We start from the raw sequence: 21,901 nt of genomic DNA, 5'->3' as shown, positions 1-21,901 counted from the left end.
AGCACCGGGACAAAAATCGTCATTTTGCGACGTAAGATTACCAAATCAGTCGCAATCACGAAATAAAATTACGCTACTCCGGCTTATTTTATTTATTGATTGCGCCGGTCAATTTTCGTGATGGATTATGGGCAATAGCCTTGATCCCGTAAAGGATTGACGTAATGTCCGCTGCGACCCTCCCAATCTGTTTCACTCCCCACGGTCTCCGCTATGTTCTTTGCATCCGACAATTGGGCCGGCGCCCACAGATCCATTGCCGAACGCCTGCTGGCGGAATCGGCTGGCTTTGCCCCTGCCTATGGCGCTGGCGATCTCGACAAAAAAGTCGAGACCCGCTTCTGCGAGATCTTCGAACGTAAGGTTTCCGTCTTCTTCGTCGCCACTGGCACGGCCGCCAATTCCCTGTCGCTGGCAAGCGTCCAGCGCCCCGGCGGTATCACCTTCTGCCATTCCGAGGCCCATGTGATCGAGGATGAATGCGGCGCGCCGGAATTCTTCTCCGGCTCCGCCCGCCTCGTTGCCGTCGACGGCGAAGCCGGTAAGATCGATCCGGCGAAACTCTCCGCAAAAATCGCCAACTTTCCAGAGGACGCCCTCCGTCACGGCCGTGCCAGCGCCGTCACCATCACCCAGGCAACCGAGATCGGCACCGTCTATTCCCTGCCGGAGATCGGCGAAATCGCCGCCATATCACGAAAGCGCAACCTGCCGCTCCACATGGACGGCGCCCGCTTTGCCAATGCGTTGATTGCGCTCGGCGCCACCCCGGCCGAAATGACCTGGAAGCGCGGCGTCGACATGCTCTCCTTCGGCGGCACCAAAAACGGCTGCTGGTGCGCCGAGGCGATCGTCTTCTTCGATCCGGAACGGGCGCGCGAAATGCCCTTCATCCGCAAGCGCGCCGCGCAGCTCTTCTCCAAGTCGCGCTTCATCGCAGCCCAGTTCGACGCCTATTTCGAAAAGGGCCTCTGGCTCGACCTCGCCCGCCATTCCAACGGCATGGCCGATCGCTTGCGCGCCGGTATCGGCGCCAGCAACGCCGCACGGCTCGCCTGGCCGACCGCGTCAAACGAAGTCTTTGCCGTCATCAGCAAAAGTGCGGCGAAAACCGCCGAGGAAAAGGGTGCGAAATTCTATGAGTGGCCGGTGCCTGCGGCAACGCCCGAACTCGTCTCCGAAGGCGAAACCCTGATCCGCCTCGTCACCAGCTTTGCGACCACGGACGCGGATGTGGATGGTTTCCTGAAGTGCCTGGCCGCCTGATCGGTCGAGCCCGCCTGCCGGGCAGGCTCCGGGTGCCGACGGTGGCTCACGCCGACCTCAGCCCCCTCACCTTTTGCAGAATATCGTCCGAGAGTGCGGCGACCAGCGCCTGATCGGCGCCCTTGCGCGGCACAAGCACGAATTCCACGTCCTCCAGCGCCGGCAGTCTTCCCGCGGCGATCTCTTTCAGCCCCGATGGCGCCATGCTGCGCGGCTGCACCAGCACGCCCATCCCGGCCCGCGCCGCCGCCGTCAGCCCGCTGAGACTGCCGCAAGTACAGACGATCCGCCAGGGTACGCCGTTGCGCCCGAGCGCTTCCAGGGCGATCGCCCGTGTCACGCTCGGCGGCGGGAAAGCAATCAACGGCAGTGGCCCGGCGGCCAGCAGCCGCTCAGGATCACGCGCCAGCCAGACGAGCGGCTCGCGATAGACGAGCTGTCCGCGTGAGTCACCGAGCCGGCGCTTGGCAAGCACCAGATCGATGTCGCCATTGTCCTGCATCTCGTAGAGGACGCCGGAGAGCGCCACGGTCAGCTCCAGGTCGACGGACGGGTGCGACCGAACGAAATCCTCCAGCGCCGCCGGCAACTGGCTGGTGACGAAATCCTCCGAGACGCCGAGCCGCAGGCTGCCGCGCAAGCTGTTGCTCTTAAACAGCGACTGCACCTGCCCCTCGATCGAAAGCATGGCGCGCGCATGCGTCAGCAGCGCTTCGCCGTCGCCTGTTAGCATGACCTTGTGTGTGTCGCGCGCCAGAAGTTTGCGACCGAGCGTCGCCTCCAGCCGCTGAATATGCTGACTGACCGTCGATTGCCCGAGACCCAGCCTGTCCGCGGCGAGCGTGAAACTGCCCATCTGTTCGACGGCGACGAAACTGCGCAACTGCGAAAGGTCCAGCATGACATCCGGATTCTTGATAACTGTTATTTCTTGCATCCTGGATCATAATGGAGGACAGAACAATCACCAAACTTGTTTTTGCCGCGAGACCGCTATGCGCCGCTTTCTGCCCGATACATTCACCAGCCTGCTTGTCTGCACTGTCATCCTCGCCTCGCTGTTTCCGGCAAGCGGCACCTTCGCGGCTTATTTCGGCCTCGCCACCGATCTCGCCATCGCCGCCCTGTTCTTCCTGCACGGCGCCCGCCTCTCCCGCGATGTCGTCATCTCGGGCCTCCTGCACTGGCGCCTGCATCTCGTCATCCTGCTGACGACCTTCGGCATCTTCCCGCTGCTTGGCCTGGCGCTCGGCTTCATTCCGGACGCGATCCTGCCGCAGCCGCTCTATCTCGGCATCCTCTTCCTCTGCGTCCTGCCGTCGACGGTGCAGTCATCCATCGCCTTCACCTCGATGGCCGGCGGCAACGTGCCCGCCGCCATCTGCTCTGCCTCCGCCTCTAATATCTTCGGCATGTTTCTGACGCCGCTGCTCGTCGGCCTGCTCTTTTCCGTCGGCGGCCATGGCGGCTTCTCCCTCGACGCGCTTCAGCAGATCCTGCTGCAACTGCTTGCCCCCTTCATCGTCGGCCAGATCCTGCAGCCCTGGATCGGCGACTGGATTCGCGCCAGGAGGAAAATCCTGATGCCCGTCGACCGCGGCTCGATCCTGATGGTCGTCTATCTCGCCTTCTCGACGGCCGTCGTCGAGGGCCTCTGGCATACCTTCTCGCTCGCCGATATCGCCGTCGTCATCCTTGCCGACATCGTGCTCCTGGCGCTCGTGCTCGTTTTGACGATGTTCGGCAGCCGCTGGCTGGGCTTCAACAAGGCCGACGAGATCACCATCACCTTCTGCGGCTCCAAGAAAAGTCTCGCAAGCGGCGTGCCGATGGCAAACGTCATTTTTGCCGGCCAGTCGATCGGCGCGATCGTGCTTCCGCTGATGCTCTTCCACCAGATCCAGCTGATGGTCTGCGCCGTCATCGCCCAGAAATACGCCGCCGCCGCGGCCCGCCGCGCAACGGAACAGCAGATCAAGGATGCCGCCAGCCCCGCCTGAACAGCAACAAGCGAACGGCAATAAAAAACGGCGCCCCAAGCGGAGCGCCGTCCTTTATCCACGTGGGATAATGATCAGTTGTTGACGACCTGCGCCTCGATGGCCTTCGGAGCCTCGACCGGCTCTGCGGCAATCGCGATCCTGCGGGGCTTCATGGCCTCGGGAATGTTGCGCAGAAGGTCGATGTGAAGCAGGCCGTTCTTCAGCGAAGCTGCGGTCACCTCGACATGGTCGGCGAGCTGGAAACGGCGCTCGAAGGCGCGCTTGGCAATGCCGCGATAGAGGAATTCGCCGCCTTCGGCGGTATCCTCGTTCTTTTCACCCTTCACGGAAAGCACATGGGCATGGGCTTCGATTGAAAGTTCGGTCTCGTCGAAACCGGCAACAGCCATGGTGATGCGATAGGTGTTTTCACCGGTGCGCTCGATATTATAGGGCGGATAGGTCTGCGCCTGCTCCGGCTGAGCGAGGCTGTCGAGCATGGTGAACAGCCGGTCGAAACCGACCGTCGAACGATAAAGGGGAGAGAAGTCTACGTGACGCATGATGTCCTCCTGTGGAAGCGACGTGTTGCGATAAATGTCCCTGAAACCCCATGTTCGGCGGCCCCGGAACGGCTGCGCGGGCCCTTCTTGGCACCCGTAGCAAGGAGATGGTGATGGGATTTGCGAAGTTCAAGACCGTTTCGAACTCGCCCTGAACGGCCCGTGAACCCTGCATGAACGGCCGGTTCGGAACGCATTCAGACGCATGCGCCTAGAAATAGCAGCGTCGGGTAAAATCTGGTCCCGGCGGCTGAAGTGCATCGTCCCTTCTTCTTCAGCCTCAACTTAGGCCGGCTGCGGGCACCCTCATGCTCCTGCCGGCCCATTTCTCCCGCCGCTTTGCGGACGCCGCCGCTTTCCAAGGCGGGAGCCATGCGTTATCCCTGATAGCGAAGCAGTCAGCAGCGGCGCATTGGCAAAGTCATGGATCAGGTTCTCTATTCGACGCCCGACAATCCCGCCCCGGAAAACCGCACGGAAGGGTATTTTGAAACCCATGACGGCCACCGGCTGCGTTACGCCGTCTTTCGCTCCGGCGCCCAGGTCGCCAGGGGCACGGTGGTCATTCTCCATGGCCGCAATGAATATATCGAAAAGTACTTCGAGACCATCCGCGACCTGACGGCGAAAGGCCTCTGGGTCGCGACCTTCGATCTGCGCGGCCAGGGCGGTTCGCCGCGGCTGATGAAACGCCGTAATCACGGTCACATCCGCCGCTTTGTCGATTACGAGCACGATCTCGACACCTTCCTCGAAAAGGTGGTGCTGCCGGATACGCGCCTGCCTTTCTACCTGCTCGGCCATTCCACCGGTGGGCTGATCGCGCTGTCGGCCGCCCCTTATCTGACGACCCGCATCGACCGCATGGTGCTGTCGGCTCCCTTCATCGGCCTGACCGGCCAGGCGGCCTCGCCCCGTGCCATCCGTGCCCTTGCAGGCACGCTGACCGCTCTCGGCCTTGGTTTCCTGCCGTTGACCTCGAAATTGAAGGAGCCGGACTTCAGCCACAACCCGCTGACCTCGGACGAACAGCGTTTCGACCGCAATGCCGCGATGATGACGGCGCATCCGGAGCTGACGCTCGGTCCGCCGACAGCCCGTTGGCTCAGCGAGGCGTTCCGGACCATAGATCGGGTCACCTCGCCCAACCATCTCTTTTCGATCACCATCCCGACCATCGTCATCGCCCCGACCCGTGACGGCGTCGTGCCCTATACGGCGCAGGAGCGGCTCTCGCGTTATTTCCGCGCCGGTCAGCTGGTGCCGATCAACGGCGCCCGCCACGAGATCTTCCAGGAACGGGATATCTACCGCGCCGCCGCGCTCGCCGCCTTCCACGCCTTCATTCCTGGCAGCGATGCCGAGGAAAACCAGGATGTCGCAGCCCTCGGCACGTGAGGCCGGATCAGTGGGGCTGACCGGGGGATTGGCCCGGTCAATCCTCGGGATCAGCGTTGCAGCACGGCGACTGCCTGCTCGTAGACCGCCCGGCTGCCGGCGGCGATGATCGAGCCGCCATTTTCCGGCCGGCCGCCGTCCCAGGTGGTGATGATGCCGCCCGCCCCCTCGATGACGGGAATGATGCCGCCGACATCATAGGGCTTCAGGCCGTTCTCGATGACGAGATCGATATGGCCGGCAGCAAGCAGCGCATAGGCATAGCAGTCGCAGCCGTAACGGAAGAGCCGCACCTGGCTCTCGATCTCCCGGTATTTCTCCATCTCCGCGCCGGCGAAGAGATGCGGCGAGGTGGTGAACAGGATGGCGTCCGAAAGCCTGTCGCACTGGCGCGTCACCAGCCGCCGCTCGCCCTCGGGCCCGCTATAGATCGAGCCGTTTTCGTCGGCGAAATAACGCTCGCCGGTAAAGGGTTGTTCGATCATGCCCATGATCGCCCGGCCCTCCTTCTGCAGGCCGATCAGCGTTCCCCACACCGGCACGCCCGCTATGAAGGCGCGGGTTCCGTCGATCGGATCGATTACCCAGACATAGTCACGGTCGAGCCCGACATTGCCGTGCTCCTCGCCGAGAATGCCGTGATCGGGGAAATTCTCCTCGATCAGCGCTCGGATGGCGAGCTCGGCAGCCCGGTCGCCTTCCGTCACCGGATCGAACCCCGAGGAAAGCTTGTTGGTGACATCAAGGCCGGAGCGGAAGCGCGGCAGCGTCTCGGCGCGGGCGGCCTCCGCCAGACGATTGAAGAACGAACGGTCAGGAAGCATGGTGGCACCATTTGGCTGGCGGGAACGGGGTTTCATAGCGAAACGTGACGGGAATGCAAACGCAGCGGGCAATTTCGGACGAATTCCCAAAGATATCGCAGCGCAATATATTGCTTGACATTTGTGCAATGCAATAGTAGCGTCGTCGGTACAGTCTTCTGACTGTAAATACCCTCCTTGGGTGTTTCCTCCCTAGACTTAGCCGCGCTGACCAGCGCGGTTCTTTTTTGGCCGTTACGAAAGACGACGGCCACACGAATATCGCCAAATTGAAAAGAAGATTATTCGGCGGCCAGCGCCCGGTCGCCGGCGAACTTTTCGACGTAATCGGCCATCTGCTGCATGAAGGCCGTCACGGCCTCGGCCACCGCGGCAAAATCCTCGCGCTTCTCCAGCGTCACCTCGTCGACATAGATCGCCCGGTTCACCTCGATCTGCAATGCATGCAGGCCGCGCGCGGGGCGGCCGTAATGTTCGGTGATGAAACCGCCGGCATAGGGCTTGTTGCGGATCGCCGCGAAGCCCATTTCCTCGAGGATGGCGATGGCGGCGCGCGAAAGTTCTGCCGAAGCGCTGGTGCCGTAGCGATCGCCGATGATAAAATCGGGCCGCCCGGTGCAGCCGGCGACGCGCACATTGCCGGGCATCGAATGGCAATCAATCAGCACGCCGAAGCCGAACTGTACATGGGTGCGCGCAATCAGCCGGCGCAGCGCCGCATGGTAAGGCTTGTAGACCGCTTCGACCCGATCCAGCCCCTCCTGCACCGGCAGGCGCCGCGCATAGATCTCCATGTTCTCGGCGACGATGCGCGGAATGGTGCCGAGTCCGCCGGCGACCCTCAGCGAGTTGACATTGGCATAGGGCGGCAGCAGCCCGTCGAACATCCTGGGATCGAGCTCGTAAGGCTCGCGGTTGACGTCGAGATAGGCGCGCGGAAAGTTGGCGGCGAGAAGCGGTGCGCCGAGGGTGACGGCCGAACCGAAGAGCTCATCGACATAGTGATCCTCGGAACGGCGGATGGCGATGCCTTCGAGCCTCGACTGGGCGATGAATTCCGGTGGATAAATGCGGCCGCTATGGGGGGAGTTGTAGACGAAGGGAATGGTCTGCGACACGGGCTCATGGACTTCAAAAAGCTCGTATTCGCGGATTTCCGGCACTTTCTGCCCTCTTTACCATGTCATGAACTGACTGCTTCGGCCATGTTGCCAGTTGCCCGGCCTCAAGTCCATACTATGTAGAAGGGATGGCAATCACGCACAGGCAATTCACCGGTTGTTTACCGGGCAAAGACTAGTGTAAACGGCTGGCAGCCCCACCCAAAACCTATTGATCAGCGGTCTGGATTGATGACTCAGAAGATACTTCTCGCCGAAGACGATAACGACATGCGCCGCTTCCTGGTGAAAGCGCTGGAAAAGGCCGGTTACAAGGTCCTTTCTTATGATAACGGCGCCAGCGCCTACGACCGGCTGCGCGAGGAACCGTTTTCCCTGCTGCTGACCGATATCGTCATGCCCGAGATGGACGGCATCGAACTGGCGCGCCGCGCCACCGAACTCGATCCCGACCTCAAGGTGATGTTCATTACCGGTTTTGCCGCCGTGGCGCTGAACCCTGATTCGAAGGCGCCGAAGGATGCCAAGGTCCTTTCCAAGCCCTTCCACCTGCGCGACCTCGTCGACGAGGTCAACAAAATGCTTGCCGCGTAAGGCTTGCCGGGCGGCGCGTCACAAAACTGAAAAAAGCCTATTGACGGCTCCGAATGTTTTGTGATCTATGCGCCGCCATCGGATGGGCGTGTAGCTCAGCGGGAGAGCACTACGTTGACATCGTAGGGGTCACAGGTTCAATCCCTGTCACGCCCACCATCCAGATTGCTTGATCTAGAAGGCCTTTCGAGAAATCGAGAGGCCTTTTTACATCGCCGCTCGCGGGTGTGATCCACCTGCACCAGTAGGAGTTCTAGACTTGGCCCAGGTCATCAAACGACGCAAAACTCTTGTGGTTTCCAACGACAAGATTTCCCTCGCAAAAGGTATCAGCCTTCCTGAGGGACGCTACCCCGTCACTGCCGAGTACGTCGTCTCCCATATGCGCGGCAGACCGGTCGAGCAGGCCGGCCGGATCATGCTTCACCTGACGCGTCAGAACCTCCTGGACTACGGTGTCGATCTGACCGGCAGCGCGATGTTGGGCAGTGATATCGATGTGAGCGGCAATGTCGCCCGCAAGGAAGCCACCCTGGAGTGAATTCTTGGGGCACAGGTGTTCGTCACGGCGTCAAGGCAGCAATTCAAGCCGAGAACACCCCCAATTACGTCGCAGCACCATGCGAATACCTGACCTTCCAGCGCACGGCGGTTCGCCGGCGCAGACAGCGTTGGGAGATCTCTCGCCCGGCAGCCGCCGCCCTTGTTTCCGCCGTCCTCGCCTTGCCGGCCTTTGCCGCGCCTGAGACACTTCCCGGCACCGCTGGCGTCATTACGCTTTCCGGCAAGCGCGCCAAACTGGTCGTCGCCACTCCTCTCTCCCCGGCAGCTTATTAGCCATCCCCGGATTCGCACAGATTGCGGTTATGGCGTGTGCGCATATGAGGACATGCTTACGCGAGCACGAATTGCATATTGTTTTCGTGGCTCAGCCCACCGTTGTTCACGGCAAGATTTGCGACAGACACGTGACAGATTCGTGACAAAATACGTGTTATTTCAGCAACATAGCTGCGCCAGCCTGCTGTCATGAACAACATCCTTATTGCGACGCAACATCCGCTATGTAACGTCCGCGGCGAGGCAGGCACCTGGTCAAAAAGGCGCCGCTTCGCTCACACGGGGTGAAGATCCGTAGGGGCTGCCGATGGCAACGGTCTTCATCCTCTCGCATCTGAACTGGAGGTTATTCCATGAACATCAAGAGCCTTCTTCTCGGCTCCGCTGCTGCTCTCGCAGCAGTATCCGGCGCTCAGGCGGCTGACGCTATCGTTGCTGCCGAGCCGGAACCGGTTGAATACGTCCGCGTCTGCGACGCTTACGGCACCGGCTATTTCTACATCCCCGGCACCGAAACCTGCCTCAAGATCAACGGTTATGTCCGTTTCCAGGTTGACGTTGCTCCGAACGCCAGCTCGATCGGCGCCGGCGGCGGCGGTTCCGTTGCCAACGACTCGGACTGGGATGCCCGTACGCGCGGCCAGGTTCAGTTCACGGCCAAGAGCGACACCGAATATGGTCCGCTGACCGGCGTTATCGTCATGCAGTTCAATGCTGACAACGCTTCGGCCCAGAAGGCCCAGCTCGACTCCGCTTACCTCGACATCGCTGGCTTCCGCGCTGGTCTGTTCTACAGCTGGTGGGACGACGGCCTCTCGGGTGAAACCGACGATATCGGCTCGCCGGTCACGCTGCATAACTCCATCCGTTATCAGTACGAAACCGACGGATTCTACGCTGGCATCAGCGTTGACGAGCTGGAAGACAGCCCGTTCTACAACGGCGAAACCGCCAACAACGTCGGTGTAGCCGTTGGTCTCGGCGGCAAGGCTGGTATCTTCAGCTACCAGATCACTGCCGGTTACGACACCGACAACGAAGAAGGCGCCGTCCGCGCTATGGGTACGGTTGCCGTCGGTCCGGGTACGCTCGGCCTCGCAGTCGTCTACGCATCCAACCCGAACGCCTACTACAACAAGGCTGAATGGGCGATCGCTGCCGAATACGCCATCAAGGCAACTGACAAGCTGAAGATCACCCCGGCTGTTCAGTACTACGACAACTACGGCATCACCGCTGGCGAGTTCAACGATGACGTCAACGCCTGGAAGGCCGGCGTAACGATCGACTACCAGATCGTCGAAAACTTCTCGGCCAAGGTTTCGGTTCAGTACCTCGATCCGGACAATGCCAGCGACGTCACCTCGGGCTACTTCCGCCTGCAGCGCGCGTTCTAATGAAAAGGGCTGCCGGCTCGTCCGGCAGCCGCAAATTCCTGATCCGACTGACCTCCGATCGGGAAAGAATGGGTCTGGACTTCCCTGCCTAGACCCATTCCCCCTGATCAGACAGTGCATTCAAGACGGCAGGCGCTCGACGAGTGCCTTGCCACCGTCATATCATGCCGGCCTGTTGTCGATAACTGGCAGCTGCGCCATTGCCGAGCCTCCCGGCCAACAAGTTCAACGGGCTTGTTCAAAGATCACCGCAGCCGGTGATAATCTTGTTAAGCGGAAGTGGCGGAACCAAATTCGGACACAGAACCATGCCATGGCGAATCGAGGATGAGGCAGTGATTCGCCTCGCCAGCACATGGGGTTTGAATTCGAAATGAACTTATCCGCGCTTGCCGCCGCCGCATTTTTGTCCGCCGCCTTTGCATTGCCGGCGACCGCCGCGCCGGCCTCTCCCGCCGAAACTTTTCCCGGCGCCCCCGGCGTCATTACGCTTTCCGGCAAATGCGCCAAGCTTGTCGTCGCCAAGTTCGACGCCACCAAGGGCTGCAAGAACGAGCTTGCCAGCGTTACGCTGGCCAACGGCTCGGTGACGTTCATCTTCACGTCGGATGGCAAGGCGCTCGGCTTCCAGGGCGATGGCGCCGGCATCAAGCCCGCGTCCAATGGCAATGCCCGACTGCCGCTCAGCCTGGTCACGACAGGCGTCGGCAACAAGATGACCGGCCAGGTCAAGGTCGCCGGCTTCTGCACCTTCGGCAATCCCTATGCCGGCAAGCCGATCGCGATCGAATGCACGGCCGAAAGCAAAGATTCCTCCTTCACCGGCAGCTTCCGCACCGGCGGCAAACTGGTGAAAAAGGGCAAGTAGCTTCCGTCAGGCGGCGCACCAGGCGCCGCCGGCAGCCCCTGGCTTGTGCGCCAGCCCCTCATTGATCAGCTGCACGCCGAAAGAGCGCCCGTCACGCGAGACCACGCGCGGCGCGCCTGCAGGGTCGGTCTTTCCAGCCGCATTCATGGTGAAGGGTCCGGCGTTCAGCAGCGACAGCAGACGCAACTTGGCGGCAAAGGCCACCCGGCGTTCGTCATCGCAGCGCGCCCGGTCGGCCACCGGGCTCTCCATGTCGGCAATGACGATCTTTTCGCCCTTATACCAGAAGACGCCGCCGTCGCCGACGCAATTGATGTGGGCGCCCTGCCCGCAATAGCCGAAGGCGCCCGTACCGGTTTGCGGGGTCGCGGGAGAAGAAGCAGACGGCGTCGCCTTTACCGGCTGAGCCGTCGGCGTGGGAATGGCCGCCGGTGGCAATGGTTGCGCGGGCGGCGTCACTTTCGGCGCCTGCGCGGCAAGCGCCACCTGCTTCGGTGGCGCATCCCTCCTGATTGCGGGCTTCGTCTCCGCGCTCTCCCGCATCGCCACAGCCGGCTGTTTGCTCAGCATTGGCTTGATACTCTTCCAATTGTCATAGGCGGCGATGCCTGCGAATGCGGCAACGCCGATCACCATCCACGGCAGCAGTCCGCCACCGCCGCTGCGCGCCTTGCTCTTTCCTCTCGCCGGCGCCTTGCGGCGGCCGCGTGTCGCTGTCTTGGCCATCTGTCCGAATCCCGTGAGGCCGGGATTATCGCCGCCCAATCCTTTCCGAAAGGTTGGCGCGACAGAAGGATAATGTATCCTCCACCGATCCTTCCCTCCGGCGGCCAGGCTCGATCATGAATGTGGGCGCAGAAGTCGAAACGCGTGGCCGGCAAAAGCCGAACAAATCCCGCGCTACGACGTTAGCCAGCGATGAATCCGATATCCCTGAAGGAATTTCCATGGATCTTATTATCGCCGATATGATACCGGCATCGCGCATCCACTATCCCGTCATCTTCGCCCGCCTGCTCGGCGCCATCGTCTTTGGCGGGCTCATCGGTTTCGAACGTGAGGCGCGCGATCGCCCTGCCGGCTTCCGTACGCATATTCTGATCAGCCTTGCCGCTGCCCTCTTCGCCATAATTTCCATCGAGGCCGTGCATATGCCGGGCTTCGCCGATGGCCAGCAGGTCCGCATCGATCCGCTGCGCGTCATCGAAGCCGTGACCGCAGGCGTCGCCTTCCTGGCCGCGGGGATGATCGTCTTTGCCAGGGGTCGCATCCATGGACTGACGACGGGCGCGGGCATGTGGCTCTCCGGCGCGATCGGCCTCGCCATGGGCTTCGGCTATTGGCCGGTTGCCTTCTTCACGACGCTTGCTGCAATTTGCGTTCTCTTCGCCTTCGGCAAGCTCGAGCAGTGGCTCGGCTATAATTCCGGGCAACGTGTCGACCGGGATGAGAGGCGATAGACAAGCAAAACGCCCGGCTTCATGCCGGGCGCCCATGCTGAGATTATTGTCTGCTGCCTACTCGGATCGTGCGGCCGAAGCATCGCCTTTCCCAACCGATGCCGGGTGATTGCCGGATGTGCCGAACGGTCGCTGGCGCTTGCCGATATCGATGCGTTCGTCGGCCGCTTCACGAACGGCCTTCCATTCATTTTCGTGCCGGATGAAGATATCGCGGGGCACAAAGTTCACAGTCATATGCTTCTTATCCTCTTTCGATTTGCCGGAGTGCCAAAGGGCAGCTTCATTTTTTGCTTTTGATGTCGGGGCCGCCCTTGGAGAGGTCGGCACCGGTCACATGGGCCGGCACATGAATGTCGTGGATGACGCCGGGCGTCAGGGTCAGGTCGACATGATGCGGCGGCAGCACCTGCGCTTTCTGCATGCGGTTCGGCCTTGCCCGCTTCATGCGGTCGGACGCTTCCGTGCGTTTGTCAGGAACATGGGTCGAGGTGTGCATCATCGGCCTCCTTCAAGCTCAACCGAAGTCTAACGGGCGGGGGGCCGGATGGTTCCCTAAAAAATGCCGATTTCTGTGTCGCGATTGGGCTTGACTGGTTTGGGAAGTTCATTACCTAGGGCATATCCCGCAGCCTCCCAGACATCGGCTGCGGGGAACATTGGTGCCGGGCCCCTCTGGCGAGAGTTTTTACGGCGCTCTCGTGATGTCGGTACCGCCTGCAGCTCAGCCGGCGGATTTTTCATCGATGAAAAAGCTCACCATGCCTTATCCGCATGCCTATTGTGGCGTGCTTCGTTTTTCCCTCTTCACCCTTCCCAGCAAGGTTTGCGGCCGCGAGGTGCGGCCATGAATCAGATCGGGACCGATAAATCCTCGCTCAGCTATTTTCGCTGGGCGTTCATCGTCACTGCCCTAGGTCTCGTTCTCGGCGCCGTGCTCGGATGGCAGACAACAGGCACGATCGGCGGCATGGCGACCGTCTTCTTCATCTGTGCCGTGCTTGCGGTGCTGGAGATTTCACTCTCCTTCGACAATGCCATCGTCAATGCCAACAAGCTGAAGGAGATGACGCCGGTCTGGCAGCACCGATTCCTTACCTGGGGCATCATCATTGCCGTCTTCGGCATGCGCATCGTCTTTCCGCTGGCGATCGTCGCCATCGCGGCGCGGATCGGCCCCTGGGACGCGCTGGTGCTGGCTGCCCGCGAACCCGCTGAATATGCCCGCATCATGAACGATGCGCATCTGCCGATCGCAGCCTTCGGCGGCACCTTCCTGATGATGGTCGGCCTCAGCTATTTCTTCGACCACGAGAAGAAGATCCATTGGCTTCGCGGCCTGGAAAAGGTGATGGCGCGCTCGGCCACCATCAGGGGCATTGAAATCGCCTTCGTGCTGGCGCTGATGCTTGTGTTCTCCTGGCTGATCGGCGGCGAGGAAGCCAGCGTCTTCGTCCATTGCGCCATTTACGGCCTGCTCACCTTCCTCGCGGTCGAGGTCGTCGGCGAACTGCTCGATGCGTCGCAGCAGACGATGAGCGCTGCCGCCAAGGGCGGCCTCGGTGCCTTCATCTATCTGGAGGTGCTGGATGCCAGCTTCTCCTTCGACGGGGTCATCGGCGCCTTCGCTTTGACGCAGAACCTGTTTGTCATCGCCATCGGCCTCGGCATCGGCGCCATGTATGTGCGCTCGATGACGATCATGCTGGTGGAAAAGGGAACGCTTGCCGAATACCGCTACCTCGAACATGGCGCCTTCTACGCCATCCTGATCCTCTCGGTGATCATGTATGCGCAGACCCTGGTGCATATTCCCGAGGTAATCACCGGCCTCGGCGGCGCGGTCCTGATCGGCCTGTCGCTCTGGTCGTCCATCCGCCACAACAGGCGCGTACGGGTGGAAGATCACGCCAGTAACCGAGAAGAACTGCACGCCTGACGCGGCATTTGATTGAGGTCGCAACGCGCTTCAGCGTTGCGGCTGTCAGTCGGACAAAATAAAGCCCGCTACCAACCGGTTGCGGGCTGTTTCATTCGTGCATGCCGTGCAAGGCTTAACGGATGACCTGACCGAAGGAGGCCGGGTCGATGCCAAGATCCTGAAGGTCACGGGCGCGCGGACGGCGACCGGCTTCGACAGCGGCACTGACGGCATTTGCGGCGCTCAGCGTAGCAAATGCCCGGCCCAGAAAGCCGGCACGGATTGAATTACGGATGGCGGACATTGTCCTTTTCCTCTTTCTCTATGATTGACCACTGATAGATGGCAGCGCACGGACCGATCCACAATGCACGTAAAATCACCTCAGCTATGCAAAAAGAAGAGGCCGGCGCATGTCTCCATGGCCGGCCTTGAGGCAGGGGTAAGTTTGTCTTTTTAGTCTTCGTTTGCGGCCAGCTGCGCAAGCACCTGTCCCCGGCCGCGCAGCCGCAGGATCAGCGGGATGAGGAAGGCGGCTGCGGCGACAACGAGCAGACCGGCTGCGATCGGCGACATGACGAGGGTCGTGACGTCGCCCTGGCTGATCGCCAGTGCCCGGCGCAACTGTTGTTCGGCCAGCGGCCCGAGGATCAGGCCGACGACCGTCGGCGCAATCGGATAGCCGAAGAGCCGCATCACGTAGCCGAGCAGGCCGAAAGCCAGCAGCATGCCGAGTTCGAACACCGACGGGTTGGCGCCGATCGTCCCGAGCGTCGCAAACAGCAAGATGCCCGCATAGAGCCACGGCTTTGGAATGGTCAGCAGCCGCACCCAGAGGCCGATCAGCGGCAGGTTCAAGACCAGGAGCATGGCATTGGCGATGAGCAGGCTGGCGATCAGGCCCCAGACGAGCTGCGGGTTGGTGGCAAACAACAATGGCCCGGGCTGCAGGCCGTATTGCTGGAAGCCGGCCAGCATGATCGCCGCCGTCGCCGTCGTCGGCAGACCGAGCGTCAGCAGCGGCACCAGCGTCCCGGCCGCAGATGCGTTGTTCGCTGCCTCCGGACCGGCCACGCCTTCGATCGCGCCATGGCCGAACTCCTCGGGGTTCTTCGCCAGCCGTTTTTCCGTCGCATAGGACAGGAAGGTGCCGATTTCGGCACCGCCCGCCGGCATGGCGCCGATCGGAAAGCCGATCGCCGCGCCGCGCAGCCAGGCTTTCCACGAGCGCGCCCAGTCCTGCGCGTTCATCCACAGAGAGCCCCTCACGGCCTCGACCTTGTCCGCAAGGCGGTTGCCCTGCGCGGCGATATAAAGCGTCTCGCCGATCGCGAACATCGCCACCGCGAGCGTCGTCACCTCGATACCGTCAAGCAGATCTGGTATGCCGAAGGAAAGCCGCGCCTGCCCTGTCTGCTGGTCGATGCCGACCATGGCGAGCGCAAAGCCGATGAACAGCGAGGTCAGCCCCCGCAGTGCCGAATCGCCGAAAGCCGAGGAGACGGTGACGAAGGCGAGCACCATCAGTGCGAAATATTCACGCGGCCCGAAGACCAGCGCCAGCTTGACGATATAGGGCGCGATGAAGGCGAGCCCGAGTGTGGCGAGCAACCCGGCGACGAAGGAGCCGATCGCCGCTGTCGCCAGCGCCGGCCCGCCGCGCCCGGCGCGCGCCATCTTATTGCCCTCGAGCGCGGTGACGATCGAGGCGCTTTCTCCCGGTGTATTCAAGAGGATCGAGGTGGTCGAGCCGCCATACATGCCGCCGTAATAAATGCCGGCGAACATGATCAGCGAACCGCCGGGGTCGAGCTTATAGGTGGCGGGCAGCAGCAGCGCCACGGTGAGTGCGGGTCCGATGCCGGGCAGCACGCCGACGGCAGTGCCGAGCGTCACGCCGACCAGCGCATAAACCAGGTTCATCGGCTGCATCGCAACCATGATCCCCTGCCATAGGAATTCGAATGTGCTCATCTTGATATCCCAAGCGCGTTCCCGGCCGTGCGTTACGCGATCCGGCACTGCGCAAAAATAAAAAGTGCTGACAGCGCGCGCCGTCAGAAGAACAGGCGTTCGAGCGGGCCGGCCGGCAGCGTCAGCTGCAGCAGCTGCGAGAAGATCGCCCAGACGACGAAGCTGAAGACGATGCCGAACGGCAGCGAGATCCAGAGCTTCCGCTTGCCGAAACCGCGTGCAGTGAATGCAAACAGCAGACCGGTGGCGATCGAGAAGCCGGCAAGACGCAGAAGCAGCATCTGTCCGACAAGACCGGCAATGATCCAGATGACGGGCGCCACTTCCTGCCGATCGCGTTCCGGAAACTCGCCGCGCCAAGCTTCGGCGATGGTCCAGATCCCAAGACAGAAGAGGCCGAAGGCCACCACTTGGGGCATCGTTGCCGGGCCGATGCGGTCATACTGCGCGATTGTCTTCAGATGCGATGCATCCCAGAACATCACGCCGGCGACAACAAAGAGGAAAGCGGCAATGATGAACGCCGCCCAATCAGGGCGGCGCGTGGTTGCCGAGGAGTTATCCCCGCTCATTGAACAAGTCCGATCTCTTTGAGAATGCCTTCAGTGGCAGCGACATCCTTTTCAAGCTGCGCCTTGAACGCGTCGCCGGACAGATAGGTGTCGGCCCAGCCCTTGGTCTTCAGAATTTCCTGCCAGGTGGCGGAGCCGTGCAGTTTCTCGAAATCGGAGGTGATGGCCGCGACCTGCTCTGCCGACAGGCCAGGAGCAGCGGCAACCATGCGCCAGTTCTGAATGCTGACATCGGTGCCGGCTTCCTTCAGCGTCGGGGCATCAACGCCGTCGATACGCTTGTCGCTCGACACGGCAAGAAGACGCAGCGTGCCCGCTTTCACCTGCGATTCGAACTCGCTGTAGCTCGATACTCCGGCAGTGACCTGGCTGCCGAGAATGGCTGCAAGCGCCTCGCCGCCGCCGGAAAAGGCGACATAGTTGATTTTGGTCGGGTCTACACCGGCTGCCTTGGCGATCAGACCGACGGTGATGTGGTCGGTGCCCCCGGCCGAACCGCCGCCCCAGGAAACCGAGCCCGGATCCTTCTTCAGCGCCGCGACCAGATCGGCCATGGTCTTGATATCGGACGAGGCGGGAACAACGACGGCCTCGTATTCGCCGGTAAGGCGGGCGATCGGCGTAACGTCCTTGAGGGTCACCGGCGACTTGTTGGTGAGGATGGCGCCGACCATGACATAGCCGCCGACGATCAGCGAGTTCGGGTTGCCGGCAGCCTGGCTGCTGAACTGCGCCAGCCCGATAGTGCCACCGGCGCCGGGAACGTTCTGGACCTGCACGTTGCCGGAGATCTTCTCCTGCTGCAGCGCGGTCTGCAGCGAGCGGGCCGTCTGGTCCCAGCCGCCGCCGGGAGCGGCCGGCGCGATGATGGTGTAGTCGGCCGCATAGGCCGGCAGCGCGATGGCCGCTGCGATAATGGTTGCGATGAACGTATGCTTCACGATGTGTCCTCCGTGGGCGGCTGAGCGCGCCGCCTGTTATTCTCCAGGGAATCGGGAGGGTAGCCGGCCGGCGGACACAATTGTCCTGAATGACGAACGGAAGACCTCCCAAGACTTCAGTTCTCCGCCTCCACGGAGAAGAAGTAGCCAAAGCCACCACAACAAGCTGTCATTTAGCTGACATCGGCAAGATATCCAGGAGGAAAGGACACTTTTTTGCCGTAATTGCCCGCGCGGCGGATCCGCCGTGTTGCTTTCAGCTGCTCACCGCTCCCGGCATCACATCCGTCGGGATCGGGCAGATGTAAGGCTTTCCACCGGTCTTCTCCATCCATTCGGCCTTGGCCGCCTTCATCAGCTCCGGTGATTTCACCAGGGAAAGACCGGTCAGGGCGAGAGCCTTGGCTGCATGCGCCATGGCCTTATGCGCAGCGGGCGCCTTTCCTTGCGCAACGACCTGCCATGTATGCGGGTTGGTGCCGATGGCCCAGGCAGGAGCCCAGCATTGGGCCGTGGGGGTCACCCAGCTCACATCGCCCACATCGGTCGAGCCCGCCCGAAAGTGCGAATGGCCCTCGAAATGCCGCAGCCCGAGATGGAGCGGCATCGCGCCATCGATCTTGGCAGCGGAGAAAACGTCGCGCCCGATCTGATACAGCCTGATGCTGCTGGCGATGGCTTCGTCGGTAAACGTCTTCTGGATGCGACGCGCAAAGGCGATATCGGTTTCGTCGAAGGCGACGGGGCCGAGCGCCATCATGTTTTCATGCATCGTCGTTTCCAGCGTAATATTCGGGAGAAGGTTCGTGGAAGCCGTATCGAAGACGATCTCCACGTCGGTCTCCGTCATCATCGCGGCGCCGCGCGCGACTTTTTCCACGCGCGCGGCGAGATTGAGAGCCTGTGGCATGTCCGGCGCCCTGATGAGATAAAGCACCTCGGCCTGCGCCTGCACGACATTGGCAGCCCGGCCGCCGGCATCGGTAATGGCATAATGCACTCGGCAGTCCTGTGGCATGTGTTCGCGCAGGAAATTGACGCCGACATTCATAAGCTCGACAGCATCGAGGGCGGACCGGCCGAGATGCGCAGCATTGGAAGCGTGGGCCGCAACGCCCTTGAAGCGGTAATAATATTCTAGCACCGCAAGATTGTTTGTGGAGCGGACACCGTTGAACGGTGCGGGATGCCAGGTGAGCGCCGCGTCCACGTCGTCGAACGCTCCCGCACGCACCATAAAGGTCTTGCCCGAGCCTCCTTCTTCGCCCGGGCAACCATAGTAACGGACGGTTCCGGAAATGCCTTTGTCGTTTAGATAGTTGGCTAGCGCGACGGCCGCCATCAACGACCCGACGCCCAGAAGATTGTGACCGCAGCCATGTCCGGTCGCGCCAGTCGTAACCGCACGCTGCTCGGCGATGCCTGCAACCTGGCTCATGCCGGCAAGTGCGTCGAATTCCCCAAGAAATGCGATGATCGGCTTGCCCGCGCCCGCTTCTGCGATAAAGGCGGTCTCGATGTCGGCAACGCCGCGACGCACAGCAAAGCCCTCCTCCTCAAGGGCCTTTGCCAGCAGACCGGAAGAGCCCTTCTCCTCGAATTTCAGTTCGGCTAGATCCCAAATCCTGTCGCTCAGCACCTCGCAGGCGGGCCGCATACGCTCGATCGCCGAAACGATCTCGTCCAATGCTTCTTTGCTCATCGCTTATCCTTGCTTTCTTCAGGCATGAGATATCGGTCCGGCAGGCGAGCCTGCCGGTCTTGTCGAGTTGCCAATGTCAAGTGCCGCGCTCCGCCTCGGCGCCGCAAGATTTTCAGTCGACCGAAACTTCCCAGAGGCGGGCGTTCGACTGCCAGACCGGCTGGCCCTTCAACGTCTTCGTCGCACCCCACACGTCGACCATGTCGTAAAGGAAAATGCCCGGCATCTCCTTCAGCATCAGCTCATGGAACGTGTCGAAGATCTTTTGACGCTTGGCCGGGTCGGTCTCGATGTAAGCCGCCTTCATCAGTTCCACGGCCTTTGGATCGTCCCACATCAGCGAAGCATTCTTGTCCTTGTTGCCGACATAGAAGCTGTACATCAGAGCCGGGTCGAGCCGCGGGGCGACGGATTGCGAGATCACCTGATAGTTGCCGGACCGGCGGCGGTCGACTTGCGTTGCGTAATCGAGAACTTCGATCTGCACATTCAATCCGGCCTGCTGCATCATCGCCTGCGCCATAACCGCGGCGGGAAAGCTTGGAACATTGCCGCGCTTGTTGGCAATGATGGTGATCGGCTCGCCCTTGTAGCCGGCATCGGCCAATTCCTTCTTCGCCGCCTCGATGTCGTAAGGTAGCCTCTGCTTCTGGGTATCGTCGAAATAAACAGAATCCTGCGACACCATCGAGCCGTTCGCCTCGCCGGTTCCATTTGAGGCGGCTGCGACAAGCTCGCCAAGGTCGAGCGACATTGCCATCGCCCGCCGCACGCCGGGCTTGCTCAATACCTTGTCGCGCGTCTGGATGTAGAACAAGTTCTTGCCGTTGTTGCGGGCGACGATCAGCTGCAGCTTATCGCTCGCCTTGATTTCCGGAATAAGGTCCGGAGATATCTCTGCCGTGTCGAGGACGCCGGACTCCAGTCCCGCCTTGACGGTGGATGCGTCAGGAATGACCATGAACTTGATGCCGTCGGCCAAAGGCCGCTTTGAGCCAACCATCCCGTCGGGCTTGCCGTCATTTTCGGGCGAGATGTAGTCAGTGAATTTGGCAAGGCGGATGTACTCGCCCTTTTTCCATTCGTCCCACATGAACGGACCGGTCCCGACCGGTTTGACGAAACTGCCGTCCGCAGCGAGAGAATCGGGAGAGATGATGGCCGTGTAGCCGCATTCCGGACGCGACATCAGACCCAAAAAAACGGCCGAGGGCTTCTCGAGCGTGATCTGGACGGTCGATGCGTCAACGGCCTTCACACCTGTCACGGGGGCGGCGCCACTTGGCGCAAAATCGGAAAGGCACGTCCATTTCGTCTCGGGCTTGAGATAGCGGTTCCAGTTCCAAACGACGTCGTCAGCCGTCAACGCCTTGCCGTTGTGGAATTTCGCATCGCCGCGAAGGTGGAATGTATATGTAAGGCCGTCGCCACTGACGTCGAAGCTCTTGGCGAGCAGCGGCTTGACCTCGCCGCTGTTATTGTAGCCGACCAGGCCCTCGACGATATGCAGGATAACACCATCGGTATTTCCGTCCCGGTTGACGCCGGGATTGCTGCTGCGCAGATCCGAACTCTGGGCAATGACGATGTCACGCGTGTGCCCGAGACTTGCCATGCCGAGCAGTATCGTGCCGGCGAGAAGAATTTTCTTCATTGTTCCACCCTCTTTGTTTTGCTGATGATTACCGTTGAAAATTGTCCCAGCAGGCCCGCGAGAGCCGGCCAATGGTTTCGAGCGCGATCGTATAACCCGGCGTGCCGTCAGGCATGACCTGGGGTACCTCATCCGTGAATACGGCAATCGCATAGAAGGGCTCTTCGCCCCGATAGACGATGCCGGCGTTCATACGGCCGCGCTTGCCCGTGCCGCCCTTGTGCGCGACGACTGTACCGAAGGGCAGCCTCGACGGGATCGCATAGCGCAGGATCTGGTTCTTCAGGGTCTCGAGCGCATAGCGGCAGAGCGCTTGCGAGCAGCGCAATGTGTCGGCCGCTTGTTGCGAGAACTGTGCGTCGAGGATTGCCTGCAGAAGAAAAACCTGGTCGCGCGCCGTGGTCGTGGTGACGGATCGCAACGAGTGGTCCGGCGATAGCGCCAAGGGCGGGATCAGAAAGCGGTGGTGGGTGCCGCTCATGCCGATCGACTTGCAATAGCCATCGACCTCCTCGAGCGTCAGCCGCTCGAAAACCATCTTGGTGCACACATTGTCGCTCAGCACCATCATTCCGGTGATCGCATCACGCAACGAGATCACGATGCCCGGCGTCAGATAGCGAAACATGCCGCTCGCCACCTCCTGGGCAAAACGAGCCTCGTAGGTGATCGGCTCCTCGAGATCGAGTCGGCCTTCATGAACGGCCCTGAGCGCCGCCATCATGATTGAGGTCTTGCGGGTACTCGCCGAAGGCGTTTCTTCATCAGCGCCACGCTCGATCGTTTCACCCGAGCGTAGATTGCGCACCATAAACCGCGTCACG

General features: G+C 61.4%; 24 protein-coding genes and 1 tRNA gene. 11 read left to right on the top strand and 14 right to left on the bottom strand.

The annotated features are described in order from the left end of the window. Positions 1-213: 213 nt before the first annotated feature. Positions 214-1,266, top strand: a complete 1,053-nt coding sequence (locus EFR00_RS13605) for a threonine aldolase family protein (RefSeq protein ID WP_077990666.1) — start codon at positions 214-216, stop codon at positions 1,264-1,266. 46 nt (positions 1,267-1,312) lie between these two features. Here EFR00_RS13605 and EFR00_RS13600 read toward each other — a convergent pair whose 3' ends face one another. After that, positions 1,313-2,167 (bottom strand): LysR family transcriptional regulator, encoded by an 855-nt coding sequence (locus tag EFR00_RS13600; RefSeq protein WP_077990667.1) that lies wholly within the window; start codon positions 2,165-2,167, stop codon positions 1,313-1,315. A gap of 94 nt (positions 2,168-2,261) precedes the next feature. Between EFR00_RS13600 and EFR00_RS13595 the strand changes: the two genes are divergently transcribed. After that, positions 2,262-3,266 (top strand): bile acid:sodium symporter family protein, encoded by a 1,005-nt coding sequence (locus tag EFR00_RS13595; RefSeq protein WP_009997118.1) that lies wholly within the window; start codon positions 2,262-2,264, stop codon positions 3,264-3,266. A gap of 74 nt (positions 3,267-3,340) precedes the next feature. On the opposite strand, the gene EFR00_RS13590 is transcribed toward EFR00_RS13595, so the two are convergent. Then, positions 3,341-3,811: an Hsp20 family protein gene (locus tag EFR00_RS13590; protein ID WP_009997119.1), complete on the bottom strand. Its 471-nt coding sequence runs from the start codon at positions 3,809-3,811 to the stop codon at positions 3,341-3,343. A gap of 423 nt (positions 3,812-4,234) precedes the next feature. Between EFR00_RS13590 and EFR00_RS13585 the strand changes: the two genes are divergently transcribed. After that, positions 4,235-5,209, top strand: a complete 975-nt coding sequence (locus EFR00_RS13585; RefSeq protein WP_009997121.1) for an alpha/beta fold hydrolase — start codon at positions 4,235-4,237, stop codon at positions 5,207-5,209. Between the two features lie 50 nt (positions 5,210-5,259). Here the strand turns inward: EFR00_RS13585 and hisN are convergent, their stop codons facing one another. Together hisN and EFR00_RS13575 are read right to left on the bottom strand one after the other, a co-directional pair. Continuing rightward, positions 5,260-6,033 (bottom strand): histidinol-phosphatase, encoded by a 774-nt coding sequence (gene hisN / locus EFR00_RS13580; RefSeq protein ID WP_009997125.1) that lies wholly within the window; start codon positions 6,031-6,033, stop codon positions 5,260-5,262. Between the two features lie 281 nt (positions 6,034-6,314). Continuing rightward, complete coding sequence (locus EFR00_RS13575; protein WP_009997126.1) at positions 6,315-7,196, bottom strand: N-formylglutamate amidohydrolase; 882 nt, start codon at positions 7,194-7,196, stop codon at positions 6,315-6,317. 189 nt (positions 7,197-7,385) lie between these two features. On the opposite strand from EFR00_RS13575, the gene cpdR1 reads away from it, so the two are divergent. The 6 genes from cpdR1 (at position 7,386) to EFR00_RS13545 (ending at position 10,853) form a co-directional block, all read left to right on the top strand. After that, positions 7,386-7,748 (top strand): response regulator CpdR1, encoded by a 363-nt coding sequence (gene cpdR1 / locus EFR00_RS13570; protein WP_003542883.1) that lies wholly within the window; start codon positions 7,386-7,388, stop codon positions 7,746-7,748. Between the two features lie 84 nt (positions 7,749-7,832). Next, positions 7,833-7,907: transfer RNA gene (locus EFR00_RS13565), tRNA-Val, on the top strand. 100 nt (positions 7,908-8,007) lie between these two features. After that, on the top strand, positions 8,008-8,289 hold the full coding sequence (locus tag EFR00_RS13560; RefSeq protein WP_009997131.1) for a hypothetical protein: 282 nt from the start codon (positions 8,008-8,010) through the stop codon (positions 8,287-8,289). Continuing rightward, positions 8,286-8,585: a hypothetical protein gene (locus tag EFR00_RS34210; RefSeq protein WP_009997132.1), complete on the top strand. Its 300-nt coding sequence runs from the start codon at positions 8,286-8,288 to the stop codon at positions 8,583-8,585. The genes EFR00_RS13560 and EFR00_RS34210 overlap by 4 nt, the downstream gene beginning before the upstream one ends. Positions 8,586-8,941: 356 nt before the next feature. Then, positions 8,942-9,985, top strand: coding sequence for a porin (locus tag EFR00_RS13550; RefSeq protein WP_077990669.1), 1,044 nt, complete (start codon positions 8,942-8,944; stop codon positions 9,983-9,985). A gap of 373 nt (positions 9,986-10,358) precedes the next feature. Continuing rightward, positions 10,359-10,853 (top strand): hypothetical protein, encoded by a 495-nt coding sequence (locus EFR00_RS13545; protein WP_086156472.1) that lies wholly within the window; start codon positions 10,359-10,361, stop codon positions 10,851-10,853. A gap of 6 nt (positions 10,854-10,859) precedes the next feature. On the opposite strand, the gene EFR00_RS13540 is transcribed toward EFR00_RS13545, so the two are convergent. Then, positions 10,860-11,579 (bottom strand): hypothetical protein, encoded by a 720-nt coding sequence (locus tag EFR00_RS13540; protein WP_077990861.1) that lies wholly within the window; start codon positions 11,577-11,579, stop codon positions 10,860-10,862. Positions 11,580-11,800: 221 nt separating this feature from the next. On the opposite strand from EFR00_RS13540, the gene EFR00_RS13535 reads away from it, so the two are divergent. Continuing rightward, a complete protein-coding gene (locus EFR00_RS13535) occupies positions 11,801-12,313 on the top strand; it encodes an MgtC/SapB family protein (protein ID WP_038691273.1) in 513 nt (170 codons plus the stop codon). A 57-nt stretch (positions 12,314-12,370) separates the two neighbouring features. Here EFR00_RS13535 and EFR00_RS13530 read toward each other — a convergent pair whose 3' ends face one another. Both EFR00_RS13530 and EFR00_RS13525 read right to left on the bottom strand, forming a co-directional pair. Next, positions 12,371-12,550: a hypothetical protein gene (locus EFR00_RS13530; protein WP_009983521.1), complete on the bottom strand. Its 180-nt coding sequence runs from the start codon at positions 12,548-12,550 to the stop codon at positions 12,371-12,373. Positions 12,551-12,596: 46 nt separating this feature from the next. Continuing rightward, positions 12,597-12,815, bottom strand: a complete 219-nt coding sequence (locus tag EFR00_RS13525; RefSeq protein ID WP_009983518.1) for a hypothetical protein — start codon at positions 12,813-12,815, stop codon at positions 12,597-12,599. Positions 12,816-13,160: 345 nt separating this feature from the next. On the opposite strand from EFR00_RS13525, the gene EFR00_RS13520 reads away from it, so the two are divergent. Continuing rightward, positions 13,161-14,252, top strand: coding sequence for a DUF475 domain-containing protein (locus EFR00_RS13520; RefSeq protein ID WP_038691276.1), 1,092 nt, complete (start codon positions 13,161-13,163; stop codon positions 14,250-14,252). Positions 14,253-14,367: 115 nt separating this feature from the next. On the opposite strand, the gene EFR00_RS33010 is transcribed toward EFR00_RS13520, so the two are convergent. From EFR00_RS33010 to EFR00_RS13490, 7 genes are all read right to left on the bottom strand, one after another. Then, positions 14,368-14,538 carry a hypothetical protein gene (locus EFR00_RS33010; RefSeq protein WP_086156371.1) on the bottom strand — a complete coding sequence of 57 codons (171 nt, stop codon included), beginning with the start codon at positions 14,536-14,538 and terminating at the stop codon, positions 14,368-14,370. A 152-nt stretch (positions 14,539-14,690) separates the two neighbouring features. Next, on the bottom strand, positions 14,691-16,208 hold the full coding sequence (locus EFR00_RS13515; RefSeq protein ID WP_077990673.1) for a tripartite tricarboxylate transporter permease: 1,518 nt from the start codon (positions 16,206-16,208) through the stop codon (positions 14,691-14,693). Positions 16,209-16,291: 83 nt separating this feature from the next. Continuing rightward, on the bottom strand, positions 16,292-16,780 hold the full coding sequence (locus EFR00_RS13510; RefSeq protein WP_064683230.1) for a tripartite tricarboxylate transporter TctB family protein: 489 nt from the start codon (positions 16,778-16,780) through the stop codon (positions 16,292-16,294). Further along, positions 16,777-17,721, bottom strand: a complete 945-nt coding sequence (locus tag EFR00_RS13505; RefSeq protein ID WP_038691282.1) for a Bug family tripartite tricarboxylate transporter substrate binding protein — start codon at positions 17,719-17,721, stop codon at positions 16,777-16,779. Before EFR00_RS13505 ends, EFR00_RS13510 begins: the two co-directional genes overlap by 4 nt. Positions 17,722-17,977: 256 nt before the next feature. Next, positions 17,978-19,423, bottom strand: a complete 1,446-nt coding sequence (locus EFR00_RS13500; protein WP_077990675.1) for a M20 family metallopeptidase — start codon at positions 19,421-19,423, stop codon at positions 17,978-17,980. Positions 19,424-19,535: 112 nt separating this feature from the next. Beyond that, a complete protein-coding gene (locus tag EFR00_RS13495; protein ID WP_077990676.1) occupies positions 19,536-21,077 on the bottom strand; it encodes an ABC transporter substrate-binding protein in 1,542 nt (513 codons plus the stop codon). A 28-nt stretch (positions 21,078-21,105) separates the two neighbouring features. Next, complete coding sequence (locus EFR00_RS13490) at positions 21,106-21,888, bottom strand: serine hydrolase (RefSeq protein ID WP_225887898.1); 783 nt, start codon at positions 21,886-21,888, stop codon at positions 21,106-21,108. Between the last annotated feature and the right edge of the window lie 13 nt (positions 21,889-21,901).

This window comes from Rhizobium sophoriradicis, assembly GCF_003939025.1.
In the GTDB taxonomy this organism is placed as follows: Bacteria; Pseudomonadota; Alphaproteobacteria; order Rhizobiales; family Rhizobiaceae; genus Rhizobium; species Rhizobium sophoriradicis.
The sequence above is the reverse complement of the archived record's forward strand: the minus strand, read 5'-3'. Positions and strand labels throughout refer to the sequence as shown.